Source organism: Micromonospora sp. DT4, from assembly GCF_049841675.1.
In the GTDB taxonomy this organism is placed as follows: domain Bacteria; phylum Actinomycetota; class Actinomycetes; order Mycobacteriales; family Micromonosporaceae; genus Micromonospora.
On sequence record NZ_JBNCKT010000025.1, the window covers coordinates 32226 to 58096 of the forward strand.

The 25871-nt window shown below is 72.1% G+C and carries 21 protein-coding genes and 2 pseudogenes; 10 read left to right on the forward strand and 13 right to left on the reverse strand.

Annotated elements, in window-relative coordinates; translation table 11 throughout:
* Positions 1 to 17: 17 nt before the first annotated feature.
* Together ACLQ24_RS10455 and ACLQ24_RS10460 are read left to right on the forward strand one after the other, a co-directional pair.
* On the forward strand, positions 18 to 497 hold the full coding sequence (locus ACLQ24_RS10455; RefSeq protein ID WP_425890754.1) for an Lrp/AsnC family transcriptional regulator: 480 nt from the start codon (positions 18 to 20) through the stop codon (positions 495 to 497).
* A gap of 12 nt (positions 498 to 509) precedes the next feature.
* Positions 510 to 1553, forward strand: a complete 1044-nt coding sequence (locus ACLQ24_RS10460) for an LLM class flavin-dependent oxidoreductase (RefSeq protein WP_425890755.1) — start codon at positions 510 to 512, stop codon at positions 1551 to 1553.
* 199 nt (positions 1554 to 1752) lie between these two features.
* Here ACLQ24_RS10460 and ACLQ24_RS10465 read toward each other — a convergent pair whose 3' ends face one another.
* The 3 genes and pseudogenes from ACLQ24_RS10465 to ACLQ24_RS10475 all read right to left on the reverse strand — a co-directional run bounded on the left by ACLQ24_RS10465 (position 1753) and on the right by ACLQ24_RS10475 (position 5563).
* Complete coding sequence (locus ACLQ24_RS10465; RefSeq protein ID WP_425890756.1) at positions 1753 to 4035, reverse strand: cellulose binding domain-containing protein; 2283 nt, start codon at positions 4033 to 4035, stop codon at positions 1753 to 1755.
* 345 nt (positions 4036 to 4380) lie between these two features.
* Positions 4381 to 5067: pseudogene (locus ACLQ24_RS10470) on the reverse strand (sulfite exporter TauE/SafE family protein); the annotation flags it as partial.
* 31 nt (positions 5068 to 5098) lie between these two features.
* Positions 5099 to 5563: an RrF2 family transcriptional regulator gene (locus tag ACLQ24_RS10475; protein ID WP_007462839.1), complete on the reverse strand. Its 465-nt coding sequence runs from the start codon at positions 5561 to 5563 to the stop codon at positions 5099 to 5101.
* 225 nt (positions 5564 to 5788) lie between these two features.
* On the opposite strand from ACLQ24_RS10475, the gene ACLQ24_RS10480 reads away from it, so the two are divergent.
* On the forward strand, positions 5789 to 6451 hold the full coding sequence (locus tag ACLQ24_RS10480) for a YceI family protein (RefSeq protein WP_425890790.1): 663 nt from the start codon (positions 5789 to 5791) through the stop codon (positions 6449 to 6451).
* Between the two features lie 9 nt (positions 6452 to 6460).
* Here the strand turns inward: ACLQ24_RS10480 and ACLQ24_RS10485 are convergent, their stop codons facing one another.
* The 3 genes from ACLQ24_RS10485 to ACLQ24_RS10495 all read right to left on the reverse strand — a co-directional run bounded on the left by ACLQ24_RS10485 (position 6461) and on the right by ACLQ24_RS10495 (position 9516).
* The gene (locus tag ACLQ24_RS10485; RefSeq protein WP_425890758.1) at positions 6461 to 7345 is read right to left on the reverse strand and encodes an acyl-CoA thioesterase; all 885 of its coding nucleotides are present in this window, start codon (positions 7343 to 7345) and stop codon (positions 6461 to 6463) included.
* Positions 7342 to 8790, reverse strand: coding sequence for a pyruvate kinase (gene pyk, locus ACLQ24_RS10490; protein WP_425890760.1), 1449 nt, complete (start codon positions 8788 to 8790; stop codon positions 7342 to 7344). Before pyk ends, ACLQ24_RS10485 begins: the two co-directional genes overlap by 4 nt.
* 360 nt (positions 8791 to 9150) lie before the next feature.
* Positions 9151 to 9516 (reverse strand): YciI family protein, encoded by a 366-nt coding sequence (locus ACLQ24_RS10495; protein WP_425890762.1) that lies wholly within the window; start codon positions 9514 to 9516, stop codon positions 9151 to 9153.
* A 228-nt stretch (positions 9517 to 9744) separates the two neighbouring features.
* Between ACLQ24_RS10495 and ACLQ24_RS10500 the strand changes: the two genes are divergently transcribed.
* Both ACLQ24_RS10500 and ACLQ24_RS10505 read left to right on the forward strand, forming a co-directional pair.
* A complete protein-coding gene (locus tag ACLQ24_RS10500) occupies positions 9745 to 10059 on the forward strand; it encodes a hypothetical protein (protein WP_425890764.1) in 315 nt (104 codons plus the stop codon).
* On the forward strand, positions 10056 to 10559 hold the full coding sequence (locus ACLQ24_RS10505) for a hypothetical protein (protein WP_425890765.1): 504 nt from the start codon (positions 10056 to 10058) through the stop codon (positions 10557 to 10559). Before ACLQ24_RS10500 ends, ACLQ24_RS10505 begins: the two co-directional genes overlap by 4 nt.
* A 141-nt stretch (positions 10560 to 10700) precedes the next feature.
* On the opposite strand, the gene ACLQ24_RS10510 is transcribed toward ACLQ24_RS10505, so the two are convergent.
* Positions 10701 to 14912 (reverse strand): CHAT domain-containing protein, encoded by a 4212-nt coding sequence (locus ACLQ24_RS10510; RefSeq protein ID WP_425890767.1) that lies wholly within the window; start codon positions 14910 to 14912, stop codon positions 10701 to 10703.
* Between the two features lie 153 nt (positions 14913 to 15065).
* On the opposite strand from ACLQ24_RS10510, the gene ACLQ24_RS10515 reads away from it, so the two are divergent.
* On the forward strand, positions 15066 to 15908 hold the full coding sequence (locus ACLQ24_RS10515; protein ID WP_425890769.1) for an aldo/keto reductase: 843 nt from the start codon (positions 15066 to 15068) through the stop codon (positions 15906 to 15908).
* Positions 15909 to 15934: 26 nt separating this feature from the next.
* Here ACLQ24_RS10515 and ACLQ24_RS10520 read toward each other — a convergent pair whose 3' ends face one another.
* From ACLQ24_RS10520 to ACLQ24_RS10535, 4 genes and pseudogenes are all read right to left on the reverse strand, one after another.
* On the reverse strand, positions 15935 to 16324 hold the full coding sequence (locus ACLQ24_RS10520; protein WP_425890771.1) for an effector-associated constant component EACC1: 390 nt from the start codon (positions 16322 to 16324) through the stop codon (positions 15935 to 15937).
* A gap of 14 nt (positions 16325 to 16338) precedes the next feature.
* Positions 16339 to 18543: a M48 family metalloprotease gene (locus tag ACLQ24_RS10525; protein ID WP_425890773.1), complete on the reverse strand. Its 2205-nt coding sequence runs from the start codon at positions 18541 to 18543 to the stop codon at positions 16339 to 16341.
* Positions 18544 to 18719: 176 nt separating this feature from the next.
* Positions 18720 to 19163: pseudogene (locus ACLQ24_RS10530) on the reverse strand (lipase); the annotation flags it as partial.
* A gap of 28 nt (positions 19164 to 19191) precedes the next feature.
* On the reverse strand, positions 19192 to 19773 hold the full coding sequence (locus ACLQ24_RS10535) for a TetR/AcrR family transcriptional regulator (RefSeq protein ID WP_425890775.1): 582 nt from the start codon (positions 19771 to 19773) through the stop codon (positions 19192 to 19194).
* A 217-nt stretch (positions 19774 to 19990) separates the two neighbouring features.
* On the opposite strand from ACLQ24_RS10535, the gene ACLQ24_RS10540 reads away from it, so the two are divergent.
* The 3 genes from ACLQ24_RS10540 (at position 19991) to ACLQ24_RS10550 (ending at position 23221) form a co-directional block, all read left to right on the forward strand.
* Complete coding sequence (locus tag ACLQ24_RS10540; protein WP_425890776.1) at positions 19991 to 21457, forward strand: MFS transporter; 1467 nt, start codon at positions 19991 to 19993, stop codon at positions 21455 to 21457.
* Between the two features lie 96 nt (positions 21458 to 21553).
* Entirely contained in the window at positions 21554 to 22531 is a 978-nt protein-coding gene (locus tag ACLQ24_RS10545; RefSeq protein WP_425890778.1) for an SEC-C domain-containing protein, read from the forward strand.
* Positions 22532 to 22810: 279 nt separating this feature from the next.
* On the forward strand, positions 22811 to 23221 hold the full coding sequence (locus ACLQ24_RS10550; protein WP_425890779.1) for a hypothetical protein: 411 nt from the start codon (positions 22811 to 22813) through the stop codon (positions 23219 to 23221).
* A 34-nt stretch (positions 23222 to 23255) separates the two neighbouring features.
* Here the strand turns inward: ACLQ24_RS10550 and ACLQ24_RS10555 are convergent, their stop codons facing one another.
* Positions 23256 to 24266, reverse strand: a complete 1011-nt coding sequence (locus ACLQ24_RS10555) for a type I restriction endonuclease (protein ID WP_425890780.1) — start codon at positions 24264 to 24266, stop codon at positions 23256 to 23258.
* A 77-nt stretch (positions 24267 to 24343) separates the two neighbouring features.
* On the opposite strand from ACLQ24_RS10555, the gene ACLQ24_RS10560 reads away from it, so the two are divergent.
* Positions 24344 to 24841: a Fic/DOC family protein gene (locus ACLQ24_RS10560; protein ID WP_425890782.1), complete on the forward strand. Its 498-nt coding sequence runs from the start codon at positions 24344 to 24346 to the stop codon at positions 24839 to 24841.
* Between the two features lie 210 nt (positions 24842 to 25051).
* Here the strand turns inward: ACLQ24_RS10560 and ACLQ24_RS10565 are convergent, their stop codons facing one another.
* Positions 25052 to 25486 (reverse strand): hypothetical protein, encoded by a 435-nt coding sequence (locus ACLQ24_RS10565; protein WP_425890784.1) that lies wholly within the window; start codon positions 25484 to 25486, stop codon positions 25052 to 25054.
* Between the last annotated feature and the right edge of the window lie 385 nt (positions 25487 to 25871).

Sequence of the window (25871 nt, forward strand, 5' to 3'; positions counted from 1 at the left end):
CGGGAGACGATGCTCGGATGCCCTCTGAGCCGAACGATCTGCGGCCGTACCCGGCCCTGGACGAGGTGGACCGCGCGATCCTCGCCGAGTTGGTGGCGGACGGCCGGTTGCCGAACAACGCGCTCGCCGAGCGGGTGGGGGTGGCGCCGTCGACGTGCCTGACGCGTACGCGGGCGTTGCGTGAGCGCGGGGCGATCCGGGGTTTCCACCCGGAGGTGGATCCGGCGGCGCTGGGCCTGCCGTTGCAGGCGCTGGTGTCGGTGCGGTTGACCGCGCACGAGCGGGCGGCGGTGGACGCGTTCCGGGCGCGGTCGGTGCGGCTGCCCGGGGTGGTGTCGGTGTTACACGTGGCGGGTGCGGAGGATTACGTGCTGCACGTGCGGGCGGCGTCGGGTGACGCGTTGCGGGATTTCGTGCAGGACCATCTGGCGGTCGATCCGGTGGTGCAGCACACGCAGACCAGCCTGATCTTCGAGCAGGCGCGGGGCGTGGGCTGAGCGGCGGTCGGAATGAACGGGCGGGCCGGGGAGTTGGCACTGCGCGTGATCACCGTACCGTTGTCTGTTCTTGATCTTGCTCCGGTCGCCCAGGGCGCCACCGCCGGCGCGGCGCTGCGGGCCACCACCGAGCTGGCCCGGCGCACCGAGGACCTGGGCTACCACCGCTTCTGGGTGGCCGAGCACCACAACATGCCGGCGATCGCCAGCTCCGCGCCGGCGGTCCTGCTCGCGCACCTGGCGGCGAACACGTCGACGATCCGGCTGGGTTCGGGCGGGGTGATGCTGCCGAATCACGCGCCGCTGGTGGTGGCCGAGCAGTTCGGCACCCTCGAAGCGCTGCACCCGGGCCGGATCGACCTGGGCATCGGCCGGGCCCCCGGCACCGACCAGGTGACCGCCCTGGCGTTGCGCCGCACCATGGAGGGCCTGTCGGCGGAGGGTTTCCCGCGTGAGCTGGCCGACCTGATGAACTATTTCAGCGGGGAGAAGCCGGGGCAGATCGTCGCCACGCCGGGTCGGGGTGAGCAGCCGGCCGTCTGGCTGCTCGGTTCCAGCGGCTTCAGCGCCCAACTGGCCGGCCTGCTGGGTCTGCCCTTCTCGTTCGCGCACCACTTCAGCTCGGCCAACACGCTGCCGGCGTTGGCGCTGTACCGGCAGAACTTCCGGCCGTCGCAGTGGCTGGACAAGCCGTACGCGATGGTGGCCGTCAACGCGGTCTGCGCCGACACCGACGAGCGGGCCGAGTGGCTGGCCGGGCCGAGCGCGCTGTCGTTCCTGAAGCTGCGTTCCGGTCGGCCGGAGCCGCTGTCGACGCCGGACGAGGCGGCGGCGTACCCGTACACCGAGATCGAGCGGGAGTTCGTGCTGCAACGGCGCGAGGGGCAGGCGATGGGTTCGCCGGAGACGGTGCGGCGGCAGCTCACCGAGTTGCAGGAGCGGACCGGCGCGGACGAGCTGATGCTCACCACGCTGGTGTACGACGTGGCCGACCGGGTGCGGTCGTACGAGTTGATCGCCGAGAAGGTGGCCGGGGGCCTACGTCGGGACGCGTGAAACACGATCTTCACGTCAGCGTCACTCCCGCGACCCGGACAGTGCCTAATGTTGGTGCCGGTGGTGGTACGGCATTTCCGGTCGGGACGGGTCGGGAATGCCGCGGTGTGGAGCACCGGGCTGCAGCTGTGCGGATTCCGCGGCTGCGGCCCGGTGCCTGCCACCTTAGGCGAACGCAATCGGTACCGCCAGGGTCAGATCAGCGTAGGTAGATGTTCGGGGTGGGTGGATCGGCCATCTGATCGCCGATGAAGAACCCCGGGTGTGGCGGCTGGTTGTACGCGGTGTTCTGCCACGCGATCGCCACCCGGTACTGCGGATCGTGCATGAGCGTGTAGATCCGGGTGCTGGTCGGGGTGGGTGTGCTGTAGATGCGCAGCGCCCGGCTGTCGGTGGTTCGCCAGATCACCTCCTCGCGCCAGTCACCCAGGATGTCGCCCGAGAGCGCCGGCGTGGACTTGGTGCCGTTGTTGGACGCCACTTGACTGCCATCGAGCAGCCGGGTCTCGCCTCCGGTGCCGTACTTGTCGATCTTCGTGGCGTCCAGCAGCTCGCGGACCGGGTCGCCGTCCCACCAGGCGAGGAAGTTCGTCGACGACGGCTTGCGCCCCACGCTCTGCCCGCGGGTGTTGGCCAGGCCGGAGACGGACGCCGACCAGGACTCCGCGCCGGGGCTGCCCGCCCAGATGTCCGCGGAGACGCCCCGGCCGTTGTCGCCGGAGGCCGGCGTGGACCACAGGATCTGACCGGTACGGGCGTCCGCGAACCACGAGCTGGGCTTGCTGGCGTCCTCGTCTACCTTGAACACCTCCAGGCCGGCGCGGCCCGGGTCGAGATCCCCGACGTGCATGGCGTCGCCGTGCCCGTTGCCCGTCGAGTAGAGCAGCCAACCGTTGTCGTCGATGGTGGCGGCGCCGTAGACGATCTCCTGGCTGCCGTCGCCGTCGACGTCGGCCACGGAGAGCTGGTGGTTGCCCTGGCCGGCGGCGGCGCCGTTGCCGGACGAGTTCGAGTCGAACGTCCAGCGCTTCGTCAGCGTGCCGTTGCGGAAGTCCCACGCCGCGACCACCGCGCGGGTGTAGTAGCCCCGCGCCATGATCAGTGACGGGCGTTGGCCGTCCAGGTACGCGGTGCCGGCGAGGAACCGGTCGACCCGGTTGCCGTACGAGTCGCCCCAGGACGACACGGTGCCGCGCGGCGGGTCGTAGTTGACGGTGGATGCGATCGCGCCGGTCTGGCCGTTGAACATGGTCAGGTACTCCGGGCCGGACAGCACGTAGCCGCTGGAGTTGCGGTAGTCCGCCGACGACGAGCCGATGAGCTGACCGGTGCCGAAGCGGGTGCCGTCGGCGGTCTTCATGGCCACCTCGGCGCGGCCGTCGCCGTCGTAGTCGTACACCTGGAACTGGGTGTAGTGCGCGCCGGCCCGGATGTTGCGACCCAGGTCGATGCGCCACAGCCGGGTGCCGGTCAGCGTGTACGCGTCGACGTAGACGTTGCCGGTGTAGCCGGACTGCGAGTTGTCCTTGGCGTTCGACGGGTCCCACTTGAGCACGATCTCGTAGGTGCCGTCGCCGTTGAGATCGCCGACGGAGGCGTCGTTGGCGCTGTAGGTGTAGCTCTCCCCGCTGGGGGTGGTGCCGCCGGCCGGCACCTGCAGGGGCACGTCCAGGTAGCCGTTGGCGAACTGCAGGGCGGGCGCGGACGCCGCCTGCTCGGCGCCGCCCACCACGGCCCGCACGGTGTACGTCGACCCGGCCGCCGCGCCGCTGTCGAGGTAGGTGGTGGCGCCGGTGATCGGGCTGGCGTTGACCCTGGTCGAACCGCGGTAGAGGTTGAACGACACGCCGGACGTCTCGGTGCCGAGCAGCCGCCAGGAGACCAGGTTGCCGCTGCCGGAACGGACGCTGATCAGCCCTCGGTCGAGGTTCTCCATCTGTTTCGCCCCGGCCCCAGGGGTGGGTGGTGGCGTGGTCGGGGCCGGCGTGGTCGGGGCCGGCGTGGTCGGGGCCGGCGTGGTCGGGGCCGGCGTGGTCGGGGCCGGCGTGGTCGGGCCGCCCGTGGAGGGCGCTCCCGTGCAGGTGACGCCGTTGAGCGCGAAGCTGGCCGGCGCGGGGTTGCTGCTCGTCCACGAGGCGTTGAACCCGAACGAGGCGGTGCCGTTGGTGACGAGGGCGCCGTTGTAGTCGACGTTGCGCGCGCTCACCTGGGCGTCGGACTGACTGACGGTGGCGTTCCAGGCCTGGGTGACCTGCTGGCCGGCGGCGTACGACCACGTGAGGGTCCAGCCGTTGACCTCCTCGCCGAGGTTGGTGATGGTGACGTTGGCGCCGAAGCCGCCCTGCCACTGGTTGGTGACCTGGTAGTCGACGCGGCAGGCGACGGCGGCGGCCGAGGCGACGACCGTGCCGGCAACGCCGGCCACGACGGCTGCCGCCGTCGAGGCGGCGAGCAGGATCAGCCGTTGTCTTGACGGGTGCATGAACTGCCTCCGGGGATCCGGTGATGACCGCTGTGATCCACCTGCCCTGCCCGGGGTAGCACGATGGACGGTCCGCCGCGGCGGCGGCGAACGGCGATCTGGTCGGGGATGAACGCCCTGGAACTCGGATCCGGCTCAGCCGCATCGTAGGGCAAGCGCTTTCCGCTCCGCAATATCGACGACCGTCACGCCGTGTGGCTCTTGCCCCTCCCCCACACCGCCTGATCGACTCGACCGGGTGAGCGCCGGCCGCTACGGCGGATGCTCACTCCTGCGAGCGTGATGCCTGTGAGTCATATTTATGACTCACAGGCATCACGCTCAATCAGGTCCTCGGCGCGGAGGTCACGCGGCGCTGCTGCCGGTCGTTCCGATCGCTGACGGACCGGTCAGCGCGTCAGCAGTTTGTCCGCCGCCTCGGCGAGGAGCGCCCACGCCTCGTCGACGTGCGCCTCGGTGCCCTGCGGTGAACCGACGGCCAGCCGCAGCCAACGGGGCATACAGGGTGGGGCGGAGCGGGCCGACCAGTTCGGCGGACCGGATCAGGGTGCGGGCGTTGGTCAGCACGATCACGCCACCGATCGCCGCGCCCAGCAGTTGGGCAGGCACGATGCGCACCAGCCAGGCGGCCATCGGGGCGGCGATGAGCCCGCCGATCAGCAGGGCCACGACGGCGGGAAGCAGAAACCCCTCCGTGCCCAGCCCGATCAGGAAACCGACGCTGGCGGCGCCCGCCACGACGAACTCGGCGGTGTCGACCGAGCCGATCACCTTGCGGGGCTCCATGCGACCCGAGACCAGCAACGCCGGGGTGGCGACCGGGCCCCACCCGCCCCCGCCGGTCGCATCGACGAAGCCGGCGACCAGGCCCAGGGGACCGAGGAAGCGTCCGCGCAGCCGTCCGCCGACCCGGCCGGTACGCAGCGGTCGGGCGAAGCGCACCAGCAGGTACGTGCCCAGGGTGAAGAGGATGGCGGCCATCCACGGCGCGGCCGACTCGGTGGAGATCGAGCTGAGCAGGGTGGCCCCGGCGGGTGGGTGTCAGGTCCGGGCCGGCTGGCACTCAGATCCAGGCGCGCGGGTCGGCGGCCAGCTCGGTGACGCGGGCGGGCAGAGTGCCCGCTGCCACGTCGGCGACGCTGACCAGCTCCAGGATCTCGCGCTCGCTGGCGCGCAGCGCGATCCAGACCTCCTGGAGGGCACGGGCCGGTCCGTGGTAGCCGAGCTGTTCGGGGCGCTGCCCCCGGACGTGCGCGAGCGGCCCGTCGATCACCCGGATCACCTCGGCGAGGGAGATCTCCTCGGCCGGACGGGCCAACCAGTAACCGCCCTCCGGACCACGCTGGGCGTGCACGATGCCACCCCGGCGCAGTTGCAACAGGATGCTCTCCAGGAACTTCGGCGGGATCTCCTGCGCGCGGGCGATCTGGTCGGCGGTGACCGGCCGGCCCCGCCCGGGGCCGCTGGCCGTCGCGGCGAGCTCGGCGGCCGCGCGGAGGGCGTAGTCGACCCGGGCGGAGAGACGCATGCCGGCAAGGCTAGCCCGCAGGTCATCCGCCGGGACCGGCGGCCCTCGGCCGATCGGTCACGCATCGACGAATAGCCAATAGCACCGACGGCCGTGATCCACTACCCGGTGGGGCCCGAAAGGCCGATTCGGAGCGTCCTTATGCTGGGCGGGCACTGCACCTGCCCGACCGGTTTCTGGGGCTCGGGCCAGACATTGATGAACCCGGGGGGGGAAGGCAACACGATGGCCGATGTCGCCACACGCACCTGGGATGGCATGACCATCCCGATCGCCGGCACCTACCGCCTCGATCAGGCGCACAAGCGGATCGGTTTCCTGTCCCGTCACATGATGGTGAGCCCCGTACGCGGCGAGTTCGCCGAGGCGACCGCAGAGATCACGGTGGCAGAGGATCCGCTGCGCTCCGGGGTGACCGCCACCATCGCGGCGGCGAGCATCTCCACCGGAAACGCCGACCGGGACACTCACCTGAAAAGCGCGGACTTCCTCGACGTGGAGCGCTATACCACTCTCGAATATCGAAGCACTGGCATCAAGTGGCAGAGCAACGAAGACCCGATTTTCTACTGGGCACGCCTGCGCAACCACCGACCTGGTGGACGAGGCAGAAGTCACAATCCCCCGCCGCAGTCCGAGCCCAATCGATTTGTGCTCACCGGCGAGTTGACGGTGAAGGGGATCACCCGCGCGGTGGACCTTCAGGTGACTTTCGGCGGCGCCCGTCAGGATCCGTACGGGCAGAACATCTTCGGATTCAGCGCGACCGCCGAGATCAACCGGGAGGACTACGGCCTGCTCTGGAACGTCGTGTTGGAGAGCGGCGGCGTGCTGGTCGGCAAGACCGTGCAGATCGAGATCGCCGGCGAGGCCATCCACCAGGCATGACCGATCGGGTCAGGCGCCGACGCGGCGCAGCAGACCCTCCTGTACGGCGCTGGCGATCTGCCGGCCGTCCGTGGTGAACATCCGGCCGGTCGCCAGCCCGCGCGCGCCCGACGCGGACGGGCTCCAGCAGTCGTAGAGGAACCACTCGTCGGCGCGGGACGGCCGGTGGAACCACAGCGCGTGGTCCAGGCTCGCGCCGACCACGCCACCCGGCCCCCACACCTCGCCGTGCACGGAGAGCACCGAGTCCAGCAGGGTGAGGTCGGAGGCGTACGTGAGGGCGCACGCGTGCAGCAGTGGGTCGTCGGGCAACTTGCCGTCGATGCGCATCCAGACCCGCTGGTGCGGGTCGGCTGGCCGGTCGCCGGGACGGACCCAGCCGGGCTCCCCCACGTAGCGCACGTCGATCGGGCGGGGGATCTGCGCCCACATACCCAGGCGCTCCGGGTAACGGGAGAGCCGGTCGGACATGGTCGGCACGTCCTGCGGCGGGGGCACCTCCAGCGGGGCGGGAGCCTGGTGGTCCAACCCCTCCTCGGCCCGCTGGAACGACGCCGACATGAAGAAGATCGGCTTGTCGTGCTGAAGGGCGACCGCGCGGCGTACCGAGAACGACCGGCCGTCGCGGATGTTCTCCACCTGGTACTCGATCGGCTCGACAGGGTCGCCGGGGCGGACGAAGTAGCCGTGCAGCGAGTGCACGAACCGCTCCGGGTCCACCGTGCGGCCGGCGGCGACCAGGGCCTGACCGGCAACCTGGCCGCCGTACACCCGTTGTGGGCCGACCGGGGGGCTCATCCCCCGGAAGGTCATCTCCCCGGTCGGGTCGAGGTCCAGCACCTCCAGCAGCTGGTCCACCGCTGCCTGGCCGACCGCGACCCGACCGTCGCTCACTGCAGCGCCCGCGCCGACGCCGCGTCGACCAGCGAACCGAGCTGGTGTACGCGCAGCGTGTTGGTCGAGCCGGGGGTGCCGGGCGGGCTGCCCGCCACGATCACCACGTAGTCGCCGGGGTTGGCCCGGTTGAGCCCGAGCAGCGCCTGGTCGACCTGGCGGAACATGTCGTCGGTGTGCTGCACGAACGGCATGAGGAACGTCTCCACGCCCCAGGTCAGGGCGAGCTGGTCGCGCACCTCGGGGACCGGGGTGAACGCCAGCAGCGGCAGGTCGCAGTGCAGGCGGGAGAGCCGCCGGACGGTGTCGCCGGTCTGCGAGAACGCGACCAGCGCCTTGGCGTTGATGGCCCGGGCGATCGACGAGGCGGCCACGGTGAGCGCGCCGCCGTGCGTACGCGGGTCGTGCTGCAGCCGGGGCACGCCGATCGAGCCGGACTCGGTCGTCGTCACGATCTTGGCCATGGTGCTGACGGTCAGCACGGGGTACTTGCCGACGCTGGTCTCGCCGGAGAGCATCACCGCGTCCGCGCCGTCGAGGACCGCGTTGGCCACGTCCGAGGCCTCCGCCCGGGTGGGGCGGGAGTTCTCGATCATGGAGTCGAGCATCTGGGTGGCCACGATGACCGGCTTGGCGTTCTCCCGGCACAGCTGCACGGCGCGCTTCTGCACCAGCGGGACCTGGTCCAGCGGCATCTCGACACCGAGGTCGCCACGGGCGACCATCACGCCGTCGAAGGCCAGCACGATGGCCTCGAGGTGCTCCACGGCCTCCGGCTTCTCGACCTTGGCCAACACCGGCCGGAAGATGCCCTCCTCGGCCATGATGCTGTGCACGAGCTTGATGTCCTCGGCCGAACGGACGAAGGAGAGCGCCACGAGGTCGACGCCGAGCCCCAGGGAGAAGCGCAGGTCCTCGGCGTCCTTGTCCGACATGGCGGGCACACTGACCGCCACGTTGGGCAGCGAGACGCCCTTGTTGTTGGAGACCGGGCCGCCCTCGGTGACCAGGCAGCGGATGTCGTTGCTGCTGACGTCGGTGACCTCCACGGCGACGCGGCCGTCGTCGATCAGCAGCCGGTCACCGGGCTTCACCTCCTGCGGGAGCTTCCGGTACGTGCAGGAGACCCGCCCCTTGGTGCCGGCGATGTCGTCGCTGGTGATCACGACGGAGTCACCGGTACGCCACTCGTGCGGGCCGTCGGTGAACTTGCCAAGCCGGATCTTGGGGCCCTGAAGGTCGGCGAGGACGGCCACCGGCTTGCCGGCGGCCTCGGAGGCCTCCCGGACCATCCGGTAGACGGCCTCGTGGTCAGCGTGGCTGCCGTGGCTGAAGTTGAGCCTCGCCACGTTCATACCGGCCTCGACGAGGCCCCGGATGCGCTCCGGCGACGAGGTGGCGGGACCAAGAGTGCAGACGATCTTCGCGCGGCGTGTCACGCCCATCAGGCTAGTCTCTCCTTCGGGTCGGACTCGGGACCGACCCCTTGCAGGCAGCGGAACAGGTGTCGAACGATGCGCGGCACGCGTCGGGCCGGCGGCGCAAGCGCACCGGGAACGTTGTGGCGACGGGCAACGGCGACCGCGCGCCGGGAATCGTACGCCTCCGTGCCGGACGATGTCGGGGCGCTCCCGGCGGCGGCTCCCTGCGGCGCGTGGAGGCGGGCCGGGCGGGCACGGCGATGGGCAGGTCACCCGGGTCGTACGCCGTCTGGCCGGGCGCGGGCACGCCCGGTTCGCGCGACCGTAACACCGACGCGTACCGCGACACCGTCACCAGCACGACACCCGTCGTGGGGCCGACGGTCAGCCGCCGGCCTTGACCAGCGGGAACTCCAGCGAGCCAGCCGGGCAGAGGAAGGTCAACACGTCCACCCGGTAGAGGCCGGCCTGCACCGCCGGGTCGGCCTCCAGCACGCTGCGCACGTCCTCGACGCTGCCGGTGCGGGCCAGCCCGAAGCCGATCGGCGGCTCCGGCGTACGGGCCGGGCCGTCCACCGAGCCGGCGACCAGGATGATCCCCCGGCGCTGCAACGCCTGCATGTACTCGGCGTGCTCGGCCTGCAACCGCTGCACGGTCTCCGGGGGCAGGGCCCGTCCGGCCGCGCCGGGATAGATCACGATGCACTCGTACGTGTCGAGCGCGAAGTCGACCTGCGGCACCTGCGCCATGGTCCTCCCTCCGCCGTCGCGCCGGCACGCACCAGGCCGGCCGCCCGGGCCGGCGTCACCGGCACACGCCCAGCGTCGCACGCCGACGAGGGCGGTACCGGGCGCTCCGCGCAACTGCCCCCGGCAGGTCCCCGGGGACGAGCGGGCGCGGACACGGGGACGCGGACCTGCGCCGGTGTGGTCACCGGCTACGGTGGACGGTCCAGGTGTCGGTGGCGGGAGGTCGGGATGCGCGACGACGAGCCGGTGTCGAGCCCACTGCCGTACGCCGAGGTGACCGACGAGGCGTACGCCACGCGGGCCGCTGCGGACTTCCGCCTCCAGGCGTTCGAGTTCGCGGTGGTGCTCAGCGGGCGCTGCCCCCGGTGCGGCCACACGAGCACCACCACTCTCGTGGACGAGGTGTACCGCAAGGACGCCGCGACCTCGGACCCCGGTTACCGGACGCTGCTGTGCGAGTGCGAGGCCGAGCACCCGGGGTGCCCCGCCGGGCTGCGGGGCTGCGGGGCGTACTGGACGCTGTGGTTGGAGGTCGAGGCGTGATCCGTCTTCGTCCCGGCCCGCCCGCGACCGTGGCCGACCTGCGCCGCGCGCAGCAGCTGACCGGCCTGCTGCGCGGCGAGTTGGAGCGCGTCCGCGCGGCGGCGGTGGCCTGGCGTAACGGCCTCGGCGGCCTGCTGGTGGCGCTGGTCGGGTTCAGCCTGATCCGGGGTCGCTCGGATGTGAGCACGCTCGCGCCGGGTTGGGGCGCGCTGGTCGGGTTGCTGCTGCTCGCCGCGCTGCTCGCGGGCGTGGCGGGAGCGCTCGCGCTGCTCCGCGCGGCGCACGGCCGGTTGGCGGTGACCCCGGTGGCGGCCCTCCCGCCGGCCCCGCTCGGTGATCATCTGGAGGCCGTGGCGGCGGTCCGGTCGCTGCGCACGGGCGTGGGCCTGGTGCTGCTGTGCACCACGCTGCTGGTCGCGGCAGTCGGTGTGACCTGGTACGCCCCCGCCGCCCCGCCCGCCCACTCCCCCGCCGTCAGCCTGCCGGTCGGCGCGGCCTGAACAGCCCGGCTGGCGCTCCGATCCGCCGCGCCGGGCGTGGCGACCGGGCCGCTCGCCACCGTCGGGGAGTCAGGGGCCCACGCGGCGGTCGCCACCGTCGGGGAGTCAGGGGCCCACGCGGCGGTCGCCACCGTCGGGGAGTCAGGGGCCCAGGTGGGCGTAGCCGGCCCAGGTGTCCGGATGGTCGGGCAGGGCGGCGCGGAGGCGGCGGACCGCCGCGTGCAGGGCCACGGCCGCGCGATCCGGGTCGATCCCTCCGGTCACCGCCAACCCTTCGTACAGGTCGGTGCAGAGCCGCACCGTCAGCGTGTCCGAGATTGACCACAGCGCGCCGATGACGTGCCGGAAGCCGGCCAGTTGGAAGGCCGTGCCGAGCGTGAGCGCCTCGTCGGGCAGGGCCGCTCCGCCGCGTACCGTCTCGCAGGCGGAGAGGATGGCCAACGCGGCCGGGCTGCCGGCCGGCCGCCACAGGTCCCGCACGCGCAGCGCGCCGCCGGCCAGCTCGAGGCGTCCCCGGGCCGGGGCGCGCAGGTCCTGCGTACCGTGACAGGACAGGTGCGCGACGGGCTGCTCGGGCAGGGCGGCGAGCACCGCCGCCGGGCTGGCCACCGGGCCGAGCAGGGAACGCACCCGGGGCACATGCCGCCGGACGATCTCCTCCTCCCGCGCGACGCCGGGCAGATCGGCCAGGCCGGGCGTCTGCGGCATGCCGACGAACAGCGCCGCGTCGACCGGTCCGTGCCGGGCCGGGCCGCCCCGTCGTGCGTGCGTCAGCGCCCGCAGCGAGGCCGTGTACGACGGAACAACCCGGTCGAGCACCCCGTCGCCACGAGCGAGCGGACCGGCGGCGTGCAGCGGCAGCAGGGTGAGTACGCCCGTGGGACACCACCACAGCCGGGGCCCACCACCGACCGCGTCGGGCGACGACCCGGCCGCGGGCTCGGCGTCGGGTGGGGTGGGCAGGGCCACGTCGAGTACGGGTGCGGCGATGACGCGCCACAGCCAGTCCAGTGTCTGGGCGACCTCGGCGCGGGCCATCGAGTGCCGACGCCGCACCTGCGGCTGGGGTACGTCCGCCGCCGCCGGCCCGGTGATCGCCGCGATGGCGGTCAGGAAGCTCACCGTCCGGACGACCAGCTCGGCAAGGGTCAGTTCCGGCAGCGGCACCACAGTGACCTGACCGTCGGCGACGACCAGCGCGTCGCAGCGCCGGGCGGCGACGTTGACCAGCACCACCGGGCCGACGGCAGCAGCTCGGGCCAGCTCGTCGAACGGCGGCGGACGGAGGAAATCGGCGAAGCCGGGGCGGTCGCGGATCTCGGTCAGCAGGTGGCGGCGGCGGGTGGCGAGGTCGTACCGTTGCTCCGGCGTCGCTCCGGCCCCTGCGCCCGGTACGCCGTCACCAGCCAACCCGACCGTCGACACCACCCCAGCAACCGACGCCAGCCCGACCGCCGACGCCACCCCAGCAACCGACGCCAGCCCGGACGGCGACGCCAGCCCGGACGGCGCTGACATCCCGGCCGGCGGCGCCGGGAAGTCGTCGAGGGCGGCTTGGAGGTCGGCGAGGCGGGCGGCCAGCCGGGGGGCCTGCGCGCGCAGCGCGGCCAGGTCGGCGCCCGCGTCGTGGGCGCGGGTGAGCAGCACGCCCCGGCCGTATTCGAGCAGTTCGACCGCGCGCTCCGGGCGGTCCAGGGCGATGGCGACCGCCGCGGCGTCGCTGGCCAGTCCGGGGAAACGCCCGAGTAGGCGACTCTGGTCGTCGGGATCCATGCCGTGCCAGGCCACCAGGTCGATCAGCTCGATGGCGGTGGTGTACCCGTCGAGCGCGGCCGCCAGGTCGCCGGCCTGGGCGGCGTGCGCCGCATACCGGCTGGCGGCCGACGCCCGCAGCAGCGACGGCGCGGACTCGACGTCGGCGGCGGCGCGCAGCGCGGCGGTCGCCTCGGCCAACGCGTCGGCACCACCCACGCCGGAACCACCCGCCCCGGAGCCACCCACGCCCGAGCCACCCACCCCGGAGCCACCCACGCCCGAGCGACCCGCGCTGGTGTCCGCCGTGGTGGTGTCGGGATCGGAGGTGGCCGCAGCGACCGCTTCCAGGGCGGTGGCCAGGTTGCTCAGGCACATGGTGCGCGCGGGATGCTCGACGACCAGCTCGTCGACCGCCCCCCGGTAGGCGGTCAGCATGGCGGTCGCGTCGGCGTCGGCATGCCCGGCCTGGTAACGCAGCAGGAGGGCGTTGCCGAGGTTCGTGAGGATCCGGTGCCGGTCCGCGTCGGCCGATGGCCGCTCGCTGAGCCCTTCGAGCAGCCGAACGGCCTCGTCCAGCGCTGGCAGATCACCGTTCAGGCGATGCCGCAGCAGGTGGGCCAGCGCGTGGGTGCCGACCGTCTGGGCGTACTCGGTGGGGTCGGCCTCCTGTTCGGCCAGCTCGGCGGCCTCGCGCAGCGCGGCCACTGCGGCGTCGGAGTCCCGGGCGATGCCGGCCGCGACCTCGTCGACGGACCCGTCACGGGCGGGCAGCGCGCCGTCGATGAAGAGTTCGACCCGGCGGTTCAGGGCGGAGCCGTAGTTGGTCAGCGCCGGCAAGCGGTCCCGATGCCCGGGTGGCGTCGTGTCGATCACCTGCGCCAACACCTGGATCGCCTCGGTCAGGGTCGCCAGGTCCTGGGTGGAGGCGAACAGCGCCTGCAGCACCAGACCGAGGTTCGAGCGGTACCGGGGCAGGGAGGCGTCCTCCGGCTCGGCGGCGGCGACGGCCGATCGCAGCGCGACCGCCGCCGGCTCCAGCAGCGCCGGCTCGCCGGCCAGGTCGGCGAGTTCGCGCAGGGTGTTGCCGAGGTTGTTGAGGACGTGCGGACGCAGCGGGTCGGTACGAGGCAGCAGCCGTTCCGCCTCGGTCAGCGCGTCGCGGCCGGCGCGCAGCGCGTTCACCCCGCCGAGGTCGGCGTGGCCCAGGGCGAGCGCGTGGCCGAGGTCGGCGAGCCGGCCCACCCGCTGGACGGGGTCCCGGGCGACGTCCACGCCGGCGCGCAGCACCCGTACCGCCTCGGTGATGTCGTCGGCCCGCCGCCGCCGCTCGTACCGGGTCACCAGCAGACCGGCCACGGCGTGCCGCAACTCGTCCCCGTCCATCCCGTCGAGTGTCGTCCCGGACCCGGCGGCAGCCCGGTACGCGTCGATCGCCGCGTCGAGGTCGGCCGGGTCGGCGGCGGCCTGGTGCCGATCGGCGAGCAGGGTGGCGAGGCCGACCCGGGTAGTGCCGGCGAGTTCCGGGTCGAGCCCACCGAACCCGGTCAACGCCGACCGGTACGCCTCGATGGCGGCGTCCCGTTCGGCGGGCGTGCGGTCGCGGAGGAACCGCTCGGCGAGGGCCGCGCCGTGCAGCGCGGCGACCCGGGGATCAGCACTGCCCCGGGCCGCGGCGAAGGCGTCGACCGCCTCGTCGAGGTCGCCTGGCCGCCGGTGCAACCGCCACCTGTCGCGCAGCCGTTGGCCGAGGTTCATCCGCGCCATCGTGCGCACCGGCGCGCCCGGGGCAGCGGCCCGCACCGCGTCGCGCAGTGCCGTGATCGACTCGTCCAGCGCTGCCGGGTCGTGGTCCACCTCGTACGTGTCGCCCAGGACGTTGCCGAGGTTGAACAGCCGTACGGGACGTTCCGGGTCGCCGACGCCGGTGGCTTCCAGGCTCTCCCGGTGCGCCTCGACGGCCGCCGCCAGGGCCCGCCGCCGGCCGAGATGCTGGAACTGGTCGCGGTGGACCCGGCCGAGGGCGGACAGGTAGTGCAGGCGCTCCGGCGTGCCCGCCGGCGTACCGGCCAACGCCTGCCGCAGCAGCGCCTCGGCCTGGTCGGCCACCCGGTAGTCACGGTTGTTCTCGGCCGCGGCCATCAGCAGGACGGCCTCGACGTACTGGGCGTTCGCCGCGTCGTCGGGGGCGGCGCGGGTGCCGGGGGCGGGGGCGGCGGGGGCGGCGGGGGCGGGCCGGGGTGATCCCCCGCGAGCATGCTGGGCGCGCAGCAACGCCAGCAGCGGCGGGGGTACCCGTTCCGGCGCGAAGCGCAGCAGGAACTCGGTGAGCCGCAGCGCCTGGTCGAGGTCGTCGGCGTCCTCGCCCGCGGGCAGCAGCCGGTAGCGGTACCAGTGCAGACCGGCCAGGAGGGACACGCCCTCGGCGACCCGCTCGGGCAGCGGCCCGTCCGTGGGCGTTTCGGTCACCAGGTCGATGACGGCCTCGGCGTCGCGGATCGCGCCGGAGTCGAGAACCGCACGGGGGTCGCGGGTGGCGGCGAAGCGGTCCAGCCGCCCCCGGAGCCGACCCACCGGGTCCGGTCGGAACCGTCGCCACATTGCGCCTCCCCCGGCCGGCCGCGCCGACTCGGATCAGGCGTAGCAGACCGGACACGGCGAGCGCTAGGGGCCACGGTTGTCGTGTCCCGGCACACAGTCGGGCAGGCGGCGGCATGGCGGGCCGCCACGGGGGGACGATCACGAGGTGGTTCGGTGGCGTCCGGCACGTACCGGATCGGCGGCGACGTCACCGTCAACCGGCTCGGGTACGGGGCGATGCAGCTCACCGGCCCGGGCGTGTGGGGTGATCCGAAGGACCCGGCCGAGGCTCTCCGGGTGCTGCGCCGGGCTGTCGAGCTGGGCGTGACGTTCATCGACACCGCCGACTCGTACGGGCCGTTCGTTTCCGAGCTGCTGATCCGCGAGGCTCTGCACCCGTACGCCGACGACCTGGTCATCGCGACGAAGGCCGGGCTGACCCGCTCCGGGCCGGGCGACTGGCGTCCGCTGGGTCGCCCGGAGTACCTGCGCCAGCAGTGTGAGCTGAGCCTGCGACACCTGGGCCTAAACAGCATCCCGCTGTACCAGCTGCACCGGATCGACCCGCAGGTTCCGCTCGCCGACCAGTTGGGCGAGCTGGCGCTCCTGCGGCAGGAGGGCAAGATCCAGCACATCGGGTTGTCCGAGGTCAGCGTGGAGCAGATCGAGCAGGCGCGGGCGATCACCGAGATCGTCTCGGTGCAGAACCTGTACAACCTCGCCAACCGCAGCGCCGAGGACGTGCTGGACTACTGCGAACGCAACGACCTGGCGTTCATCCCGTGGTTCCCGATCGCCACGGGCGAGCTGGCCCGGCCGGGCGGCCCGCTGGACGCGATCTCCAACGCGCACGGCGCGACGCCCGCGCAGCTCGCCCTGGCCTGGCTGTTGCGCCGCTCGCCGGTGATGCTGCCCATCCCCGGTACGTCGTCGGTGGCGCACTTGGAGGAGAACGTGGGCGCCGCAGACGTACGGCTCACCGACGACGAGTTCGAGGCGCTGGCCAAGGCGAGCTGACCGCGCTGGTCCGGACGCCGTCGGCCTCAGTCGGCGGCGTCCGGGCCGCTCTCCCGTGCCGCGCGCAGCGCCTCGGTGGCCTGGGCCAGCAGGCGGGCCGAGTCGGTCCGTCCGCTGACCTGCAACTCCACCTCGGTGTCCCCGGACTGGATCCGGATGCTGGCCTCGGTGCGCTGCTGGTCCACCCAGGACTGCAACAGGTTGAACAGCCCCGGCAGCAGCCCCTGGGCCAGCACCGCGATGATCACGGCGTCGCTGAAGCCGGGCCGTCCCCCGCCACCGCCGCCCGCCCGGACCACCGGCCGGTACTCCGGACGGCGGTGGATCCAGGTCAGCAGGTCGACCGCCACGGGCTGCCGCTGTCGGGGGTTGATGGTCAGCCGGACGGGCAGCCGCGCGGCGTCGCTGTCGGTCACGGTGGGTCTCCCGGTCAGTCGGAGGCGGGTTGGAAGACGACGGCGTCCCCGTCGGCGGTGGCGAGGCCCGTGACGGTCAGCGCGTTGTCGTCGCTGAACGGTGAGCTGGTGCCGAAGTAGGTGGTGGTGCCGCTGACCTGCACCCTGCCCTGGCCCTCCAGCGGGGTGGACACCCGGGCGGTACTCGGGCCGGTCAGCTCGACGGCGATCTTCGGGTACTCCAGGATCTTCCACGTGACCTTCTGCGCGGACCCGCCGTAGTAGCGGAACGGGCAGCCCGGCGGGGCGGCGACCGTCTGCTTGGCGCACTCGTCCAACCAGGCACGGACCCGGGTCTCGACCGCCTCGACCGCCGTCGGCTTGAGCACCGGGGCCAGTTCCAGGGTCGCCCCGCCCTGCCCCGGGCCGACCGTCACGGTCTCGGCGGGTGTCTCGCTGAGCGCGCTGGACGGGCCGGTCGCGGTGTAGAGGCCGGGCAGCAGCACCAGCGGCGGCCCCTCGGTGGCGACCGGCAGCTCCACACCGTTGAGGCGTACGCCCGGCTCGGCGATCGACGAGCTGAGCGGGATCGGTCCGCCGCTCAACCGCCAGCCGTGGAACAGGCCGGCCGTGGTCTCCTCCTCGCGGCGCAGGGTGAGGGTGGCGGTCTGCCGCACGTCGCCCAGTCGGTACGCCACCGTCACGGTGGCCGTGTCGTCGTCGCGCTCCACCGAGGTGACCTCGACGTCGGTCGGTGGCTGGTAGCCCTTGCCGCGCAGCAGTTGGGCGAGCAACTTGCGGTCGGCGCCAGCGTCCTCGTCGGTGAGCAGGTCGAGCGCGGCCTCGCTGTCGGAGTCGGCGAGCGCGGAGAAGAATCCGTCGACCGTCGCCTCTGGGCGGAAGAACGCCCACTGCACCACGCCCAGCCCACTGGTGCCGAGGCAGGCGGCGAGAGCGAGAGCGCCGACCAGCAGCCAGGTGCGGCGGCTGCCGACCGGGCCGCTGTGGCCGAACAGCCGTTCGGCGGTGACGGGCGCTGCGGCGTCGGCGGGTACGCCGGCCACCGAGGCCCGCTCCAGCGCGTCGAGCCGGAGTTCGTGCGGCGGGTGGGTGGCGCAGACCGCCTCGTCCCAGCCGCTGCGCCCGCTCTCGAAGGAGAGCCGCCGCTCCAGGATGCGCCGCAGTCCGTCGACGTGTCCGGTCAGCACGGCCCCGAGGTCGGCCCGGTACTCCGCGGCCCGTACGTCGCGGGCGTGCAGGGGCAGCACCACGTACCGCATGGTGAGCAGCACCGGCCAGAAGAACAGGAACACCACGAAGTTGGTGGCCGGGTGCGGGAACGTCCGCATCAGCCAGGTGGGCAGGGCGTGGGCGAGGGTGAGCGGCAGGCCGACGCCACGGACGAAGGCGCTGGTGATCTCGTCTCCGGTGCGCCAGTGCACCAGCTCGTGGCTGAGCAGCGCGGCCACCTCGTCGTCCGGCTCGGTGAGCACGGCGGTGGTGACCACCACGTGCCGGGCGTACGTCCGGGCGTTGCTCAGGATCGGGTCGTCCTCCATGAGCAGCCGGGGCACGTTGGGCAGGCCGAGGCGTCGCGCGCAGTCGTCCAGCAGCGGGCGCAGACGCGCGTTCTCGCGGCGGCTGGGCTGGCGCGCGCCGGACACCACCAGCAGTTTCGCCTCGAGCAGTACCCGGTACAGCGTGTAGAGGACGCCGATCAGCGCCGCCGCGACGACCGTGCCGACCAGGCCGGTGAGCAGCCCGAGAGGCTCGTCGGCGACGCCCAGAAAGGGCAGCGCCAGTACGGCGAGGAAGCCGGCCAGGAAGCCGACCGCGAAGCCGGCCACGCCGCCGAGCACCCCGCCGGAGCGGCTGAGGAACGCGTCCAGCAGGGAGCCGATCAGTGGGGCGTCGCGCAGCGCCGAGGGGAGCTGGTCGTCCGCGCCGGTGCCACCGGCGAAGAGGCCGACCGCGGCGAGGCTGAGACCGCCCCAGAACGCCAGGAGCAGCGCGACCGGCAGGTAGAACCAGGTGGCGACGAACGCGCCGAGCACGCCCCGCCAGTCCCGCAGGATCCCGGCGCGCAGCCAGACCAGGGCGCTCGGGTAACCCGGCGGCCGGTCGGCGAACCCGCCGGTGGGCGGCGGCGCGTCGGCGGTCGGCGGTTCGGCGGCCCGGACGTCGAGCTGCGGCACTGTCGGCGGTGTGCTCTCCGGCGGCACCCGGTGCGGCTCGGTCATGCCTGCTACTCCCTCTCGACGGACGACGTCCACACTGTCGGGAGTGGACGGCCGGAGCAGGTTATCGAGGACATCTGATGTCTGCCACACCGTTTCGCGGGATCGTCATACAACCGACACTCGCCGTCGCGGGCCCGGTGCGGCGGTCCCCGCGGGACCACCGCACCGACGAGCGGTCAGACCGCGAGGCAGTTGGGTCGCACCGGGCCGTCGACCAGGGCGCCGCGCACGATGGTGTACGCCGTGCCGTCGAGCACCAGGCCCAGGTGCCCCACCACCCGCAGCGGGCAGTACGCCTGGACGAGCACGTTCGTCGTGCCGCCGTTGACGGCGGCGTTGCCGGTCGGACGAACCAGCTCGTCCTGGAGTGTCCGAATGGTGGTGTAGCGCACCGGGCCGGGGGTGTCGTCGCCGGCGTTCAGGTCGGCGAGGAACGCCGAGCCGATGGTCATCTGTTGGCAGGCCACGACGCCGGCGCAGCTACCCAGGCCGAGGAATGCCACGATGTTGGCGACGTACGTGCCGTACTGCGGTGCGCCCAGGCTGACGTACCGGCCGATGGTGGCGGTGCCGCCGAGCCGCTTGAGGTATTAGCGGCTGACCAGGCCACCCTCGGAGTGGCTGGTGCTGGTCGACGAGTGAGCGTCGTCAGCGGGCGGCGGCCGCGGGGCGCAACCCGTCGAGGGCGACACCGAGGACGCGGTCGCGCTGCTCGGGCGACGGGAACTGGGCCATGGTGAGCCCGCTGATCAGCCGCACCACGTCGTCGAAGCCGATGTCGTCGCGTACCACGCCGGCCGCCTGGGCGCGGCTCATGAGCGGCTCGCCGGCGGCGTAGATCTCCGTCCGGCAGGTCCCGAAGATCTCCGAGTCGTGCAGCAACTGCTCGGCGAGCGCCCGCTTGGTGGCGACGTACGCGACGAAGCGGTGCAGCCACGCGACGAGGGCGTCCCACGGGGGCAGCTCGGCCAGGTCCTCGGCGGAGCGGCTCAGCGCCCGGACCTCCTCGACGTAGACGGCCTCGAAGAGGTGCCGCCGGGTCGGGAAGTTGCGGTAGAGGGTGCCGATGCCCACCCCGGCCCGGCGGGCCACGTCCTCCAGCGAGGCGGCCGCGCCGTTCTCGGCGAACGCGTCACGTGCCGCGGCGACCAGGGCGTCGTAGTTACGCCGCGCGTCGGCCCGCTTGGGCCGCTGCGCGAACACCTCGGACACCTGCTCCGCGCTGGTCATGACGTGCGTCACCTCATCCTGGTTGCATCCGGAGGCAACCCTCCGCTAGCTTAGTGGAGGCACCCCTCCGGAACTCCCGGAGGCCTGCCTCCGGATAGCTTACCTCGGGACCCGCCCGATCCGCCTGGCCACCCGATCGCCCGAACCCGACAACCCGCCCGCCGCCGACGACGGGCGACACACGCCTTCTTCCGTACCATCTCAGGAGTTTTCTCTCGTGGCAGTGACCTCCCGACGCAGCTCGCGTCGGCTCACCTTCACCGTGCTCGCGGCCGGCGCCGGATTCTTCGCGATGCTCCAGTCGCTGATCACCCCGGTGCTGCCGACCATCCAGCAGGACCTGCACACCTCCCAGAACACCGTGACCTGGGTCCTCACGGCCTACCTGCTCTCGGCGTCGATCTTCACGCCGATCCTCGGGCGGGTCGGCGACATGATCGGCAAGGAGCGGGTGCTCGTCGTCTCGCTCGCCGCCCTCGCCCTCGGCTGCCTGGTGGCCGCCATCGCGCCGAACATCGGCGTCCTCATCGTCGCCCGGGTCGTGCAGGGCATCGGCGGCGCGGTCTTCCCGCTGTCGTTCGGCATCATCCGCGACGAGTTCCCCGCCGCGCGGGTCTCCGGCGCCGTCGCCGCCATCTCGGCGATCGTCGCCGCCGGCGGTGGCCTGGGCGTCGTACTGGCCGGGCCGATCGTCACCGCGCTGGACTACCGGTGGCTGTTCTGGATCCCCCTGGTCGTGGTGGGACTGACCGCCGTCGCCGCGTACCTCTTCATCCCGGAGTCACCGGTGCGTACCCCGGGTCGGATCGACTGGCGGGCCACCCTGCTGCTCTCCGGCTGGCTGGTCGCGCTGCTCCTGCCGATCAGCCAGGGCGCGGCCTGGGGCTGGACCAGCACCCGGGTGCTCGGCCTACTCGCCCTCGCCGTGGTGCTGCTGGCCGGCTGGCTGACCGCCGAACTGCGCTCGGCCAACCCACTGATCGACATGCGGATGATGCGCCTGCCCGGCGTCTGGACCACCAACCTGGTCGCCCTGCTCTACGGCGGTTCGATGTTCTCCGTGTACGCGTTCCTGCCCCAGTTCGTGCAGACCCCGACCGCGGCCGGTTACGGCTTCGGCGCCAGCATCAGCCAGGCCGGTCTGCTCATGCTGCCGATGCTGGTCGCGATGTTCGTCGCGGGCATCATCGCCGGCCGGCTCCAGGCCGTGTTCAGCGCCAAGGCGCAGCTCGCCACCGGCGCGGCGTTCAACGTGGCCGCGTCCGCCATGCTCGCCGCCGCGCACGACACCCGCTGGGAGGTCGCCGTCGCCGGCGGCCTGGTCGGCCTCGGCATCGGTCTGGCCTTCGCGTCGATGGCCAACCTCATCGTCGCCAGCGTGCCCGCCAGCCAGACCGGCGTGGCGACCGGCATGAACGCCAACATCCGTACCATCGGCGGCGCGATCGGCGCGGCCGTGGTCAGCGGCGTGATCACCGCCCACCCGCAGGCCAGCGGCCTGCCCCGGGAGGCCGGCTTCACGGAGGGATTTCTCGTCCTCACCGCGATCGCCCTCGCCGCCGCGCTCGCGTCCCTCGCCGTCCCCTCCGCCCGGCGGGCGTCGGCCGGTCGCCGGCCGTCCGCCGCGACGATCGTCGAGTCCGAGCTAGCCGGCGAGTTCGCCACCATGCCCGCGACCCGCTGAGGTCCGCGTCGCAGCCCGGGCGGTTCGCCGCCCGGGCTGCGCTGTGTGTCGGGGTACGCTGGCCGGTCGTCACCCGCCGTTCGTCAGGATGTGCCCATGCCCGAGATGTTGACCGCCGACCGTATCGACGAGATCGGTTCCCTGGGATCGGGGAGCCCCGACCCGGCGGCGCTGGTCACCGAGCTGGTGAGCGCCGTCGACGAGGGCCGAGTCGCCGATCCCGCCGACACCGGCTACGCCCTGCTGGTCGCCGCGGACATCATGGAGCAGGCGGGTGACCTGGCCGACGCGCTCGCCCTGGCCACCCGCGCCATCGCCGAGCAGCCCGACGACAACACGTACGTCCGCGCCGTGCGCGGCGGCCTCCTGCTGCGCCTCGGCCGAGTCGACGAGGGACGGGCGGAGCTGTCCGAGCTGCGTCCGCTGTTGGAGACCGACCCCGACGCCGTCCACCTGGTCGACGAGCTGGCCGAGTCCGGCCACGCCGAAACGGCGGTCGAATGGCTCACCGCGGCACTCGACGCGATGGTGGACCGCAGCCGCGCCCACCAGCACGAGTCCGAGGACGCCCAGGACACGGCCGCCGCCATGATCTACGGCCTGGCCCAGCGGCGGCACGACCTGCGCGGAAAGTTGAGCCTGCCGCACGACGAGCACGACAACCTCGCCGACCGGCTGCGCGACGCGGCCAGCCACGCCGCGGACGCGCTCGACGACGGTCCGGCGACGCTGCTGTTCTGGCCGAAGCCGGAGTTCGAGGCGCTGCTGGTGCGCTGGCCGGCACTGGCCGAGAGCTATCCGAGCACCTGGGACGAACACCGCGCCCAGATCGAGCGCGCCCTCGCCGACGCGTCCGGACTCGGCGGCGGCGACCTGGGCATCGTGGCGGGCAGCGTCGAGGGTCTGGCGGCCTTCGCCGGCACCGATCCCATCGACGAGGAAACCCTCGACGAGTACGCCGACAGCCTCGACGACGCGGGCATCACCTCCTGGCCGCCGGGCCGCAACGACGCCTGCTGGTGCGGCTCGGGCACGAAGTACAAGAAGTGCTGCCTGCCCCGCTCGCGCGCCTGACCGCCGCCAGGCCTGATCGCCGCCAGGCCTGATCGCCGCCAGGCCTGATCGCCGCCAGGCCTGATCGCCGCCGCGCCGTTGCGCGGCTCCCGGGGAGCGATGTCCCCTGAGTCTCTGATGCCTGTGTGTCATCAAGATGACGCACAGGCATCACGCTCACCCGTCCATCCACCCCCACCCGACGGCCGCCCAGCACCCCACGATCGATCGATGGTGGCGAGTACCGCCGATGGCTACGGTGACTGTGGAAACGCACCCACTCCACTGAGGAGGACCGCCGTGCGCCGTGTCACCACCACCACCGCCCTGCTCTGCCTTTCCCTGTTCGCGCTGCTCGCACCGACTCCGGCGAGCGCGGCCAGCACCGTCGAGGTCACCTCGGCGAAACTGATCGCACGCGGCGTCGCCGTCGACATCACCCTCACCGTGACCTGCGAATCCGGTCGGAACGGCGGCGCAGAATTCAGTCTGCGTCAACGCTCCGGCGACAACGTCGCGTACGGCAGCGGCTGGGCGCCCGTCTACTGCACCGGGTCGGCGCAGGCCGTGACCGGCCGGGTGTACGCGGAGGCCGGCGGCTTCGCCTTCAACCGAGGCATAGCGCTCGTCAACGGGGGCATCGAGCTGTGCACCGAGATCGACTGCGACTACTCGCCGCGCTTCGAGGGCGAGGTCCGCGTCACCCGCTGACCGTCCACAAAACACGCGCTGGGCGGTGAGATTGCTAGTAGCGTGTCGCCGCTAATTGGCGGTGGTTGTGGTGTGTGCTGATGGTGGTGATGAGAACGATCCCGATCGGGTGGGGCCGGTGCCGAGCCAGGAAGTCGTCGCGCAGCGGGCTGGGGTGCATGTGGACACGGTGGTCAAGACTTCCAGGGCCTACGCCGAGCGTGGTGGTGATGTCGAGGACACCATCACCCGCAGGAAGCGGCTCACCCCGCCGGTCGAGCCGAAGGTGACTGGTGAGGTGGAGGCGAGGTTGATCGCGTTGGCCTGCGAACGTCTCGGGCCGGTAAAAGGCAAAGACCTCACGGGTACGCGGAAACGGGTCGAGCCGGTTGACGAAGGCCGTCTCGGTGCCCGTGGCGACGTAGCCGAAGGGCAGCGGGTCGTCCCGGTGCCACGCGGCGAGCTTCTGCTCAGCGGTGAGCCCGTTGAGATAGCGGTCGAGCTGTGCCTCCACTCCGCGCGGCGCGGTCCCCTCGCGCTTGGCCTCGATCACGCCCACCAGCCGCTGGTTGACATAGAGCAGATAGTCGGCCCGGCCAGTCGCGAGGGTCACCTCCCGGACGGCGACACCGGTGCCCGCGTACAGATTGATCTGGCTCTCGTCCTGGACAGTCCAGCCGGCCGCGCCCAACTGCTCGTCGATCTCGACCCGGGTCTGCATCTCGTTGAGCGGTTCGTGTGAGGCGCGCCGGGCGCGGGCGATGAACTCCTCCCGCCGGGCGGCCGAAACCTTCGGCGTCCCCTTGCTGTCGAGCGCCGCCTGCTCGGCCTGAGCGGATGGCGCCAAGCTCGCCACCAGGGCGGCGGCCTGGTCGCGGCGCGCGTCGGCATCGCGCACGGCGCGGTCCGCCGCGACCATCGCATCCGCCTGCGCCTGCGCCAGCGACGCCTTGCCCTCCAGGAGGAGCTTGGTCTGGGCCAACTCGTCCTTGTACCGCTGGATTTCCGACTGGAGCCCGTCGGCGATGCTCTGCGGCACCTGGCGGGACGGCGGGGACGGCGGCACGAAGCCGAGCGGAGCGCGGTCGCCGGTGGTGGTCAGCGCGGATGATCTGATCTCCGACGAGATTGCTCGCCTAAAGGGTGAGTGATCCGTACTGCTGGACAGGGACCGACTGTCTCAAGAACAAGTTGGGGATCACCGACCCAGACGTCCTCCGGGAAACAGAGTTTCGCCTGACTTCGATCCGGGAGGTTCAGGCATCGCGCATGATCATCCCCGGCAACTTCAGCAAGCCAGGAGCACGCTTCTGCCACTGGCGTTTCATTGACGACCAGGTCCATGCAGTCCTCGGTGGGCTGACGGCGGACAGCTTCCTCCTCGGCCTCAAGCACGAGGCGTTCGTCGAAACGCTTGCCCACTATTACGGCGAGTTGAACGCCTGCCACCCGTTTCGCGAGGGCAACGGCCGAACGACCCGAGCGTTCCTCCGGCAGCTGGGCGCCGCGGCAGGCTTCCTGCTCGATTGGTCGGAGCTCAACGAAGCCGACAACATAGCAGCGTGCCGCGCCCACCTGTCGACCACCGACACGAGCCCTCTCATTAGCGTCCTCCGGCCCGTCGTCCGCCGGTTGAGCTGATCTCCATCCACGCAATCATTGACAGACGGCGCAAGGCTTTAGGTCGGACTCACCTCGGCCGCTTTTAGGGGTTAGAGCGCTTCTCGCCAGATGTGCATACGACCAGCCGTTCCATAGCTTCCGACGGCTCGGCTCGGTCGTCCGGCTCCTCCTGCTGCCTCTCGGCCTGCATGGCCGCGCTCCGCTCCGACAGTGACATGGGCAGGCGAGTCATGTCTCTAGCGCCGCTTCCGCTCGGTCGAGGTGGTCCCACCATTCTTCGCTGTCCCGACGGCAGGAGGACAGAAGATTAGCCGCCGCAACGAACGCCAGAAGGATGTGTTCCTCGGCAATCGTCTGGGCGAGCGGCTCGCCGTTGACCAAGCGCAGAAGGAAATTGAAGACCTGCTCTTCGCCCGCCTGAGCCCAAGCCTCGGCACGGACGATCTCGGCCGCTACCGCCCGGGTCTGCTCGTCACTTGGTTTGCCGTGATGAATGTCCGTCATAACGAGCAGGGTCACAGCGAGGGCGAGCGCTACGGCCTCGTGGGCGGCTCGGTCGTTCGGGATCGCCCGGAGCGCAGCCCGAAGCTTAGCGAGGTCCTGCTGAACTGCCGCATGGATCGCGTTGCGCGCCAACGGCTCGACCTGGCTATTGATCTTCATCCTTGCCCATCTCCTCGTCCACCTTGTTCGCCAAAGCCCGCAGCGAGGCCATGGCCGCCCCGATGGCCAGAACCGACCCGACGAGCGCCTTCGCAGTGATCGGCATAACTTCCGAGACGGTAGCCCATGCGGCAGAGCCCGCTGCGGCTCCGAATCCGAGCGCCTCTGGGCTCTTGGCGATCTGTCGCCGTGACCTGGCCCTGCCCTTGCCCTTGTCTGCGTTTCGTCGTGCCCTGGACGCTGCCGAGGCATTCGGTGCAAGGGGTCTCGCTGCGGGTGGCTGGTGGGTTGTGCTGCCACCACCCCTGGTCAGTTTCCGTGCGACACGAGGTCGCGCGGCGCAAGTGGATACACCGTGTGATGGATCGGAGGTTGTTGTCGATGG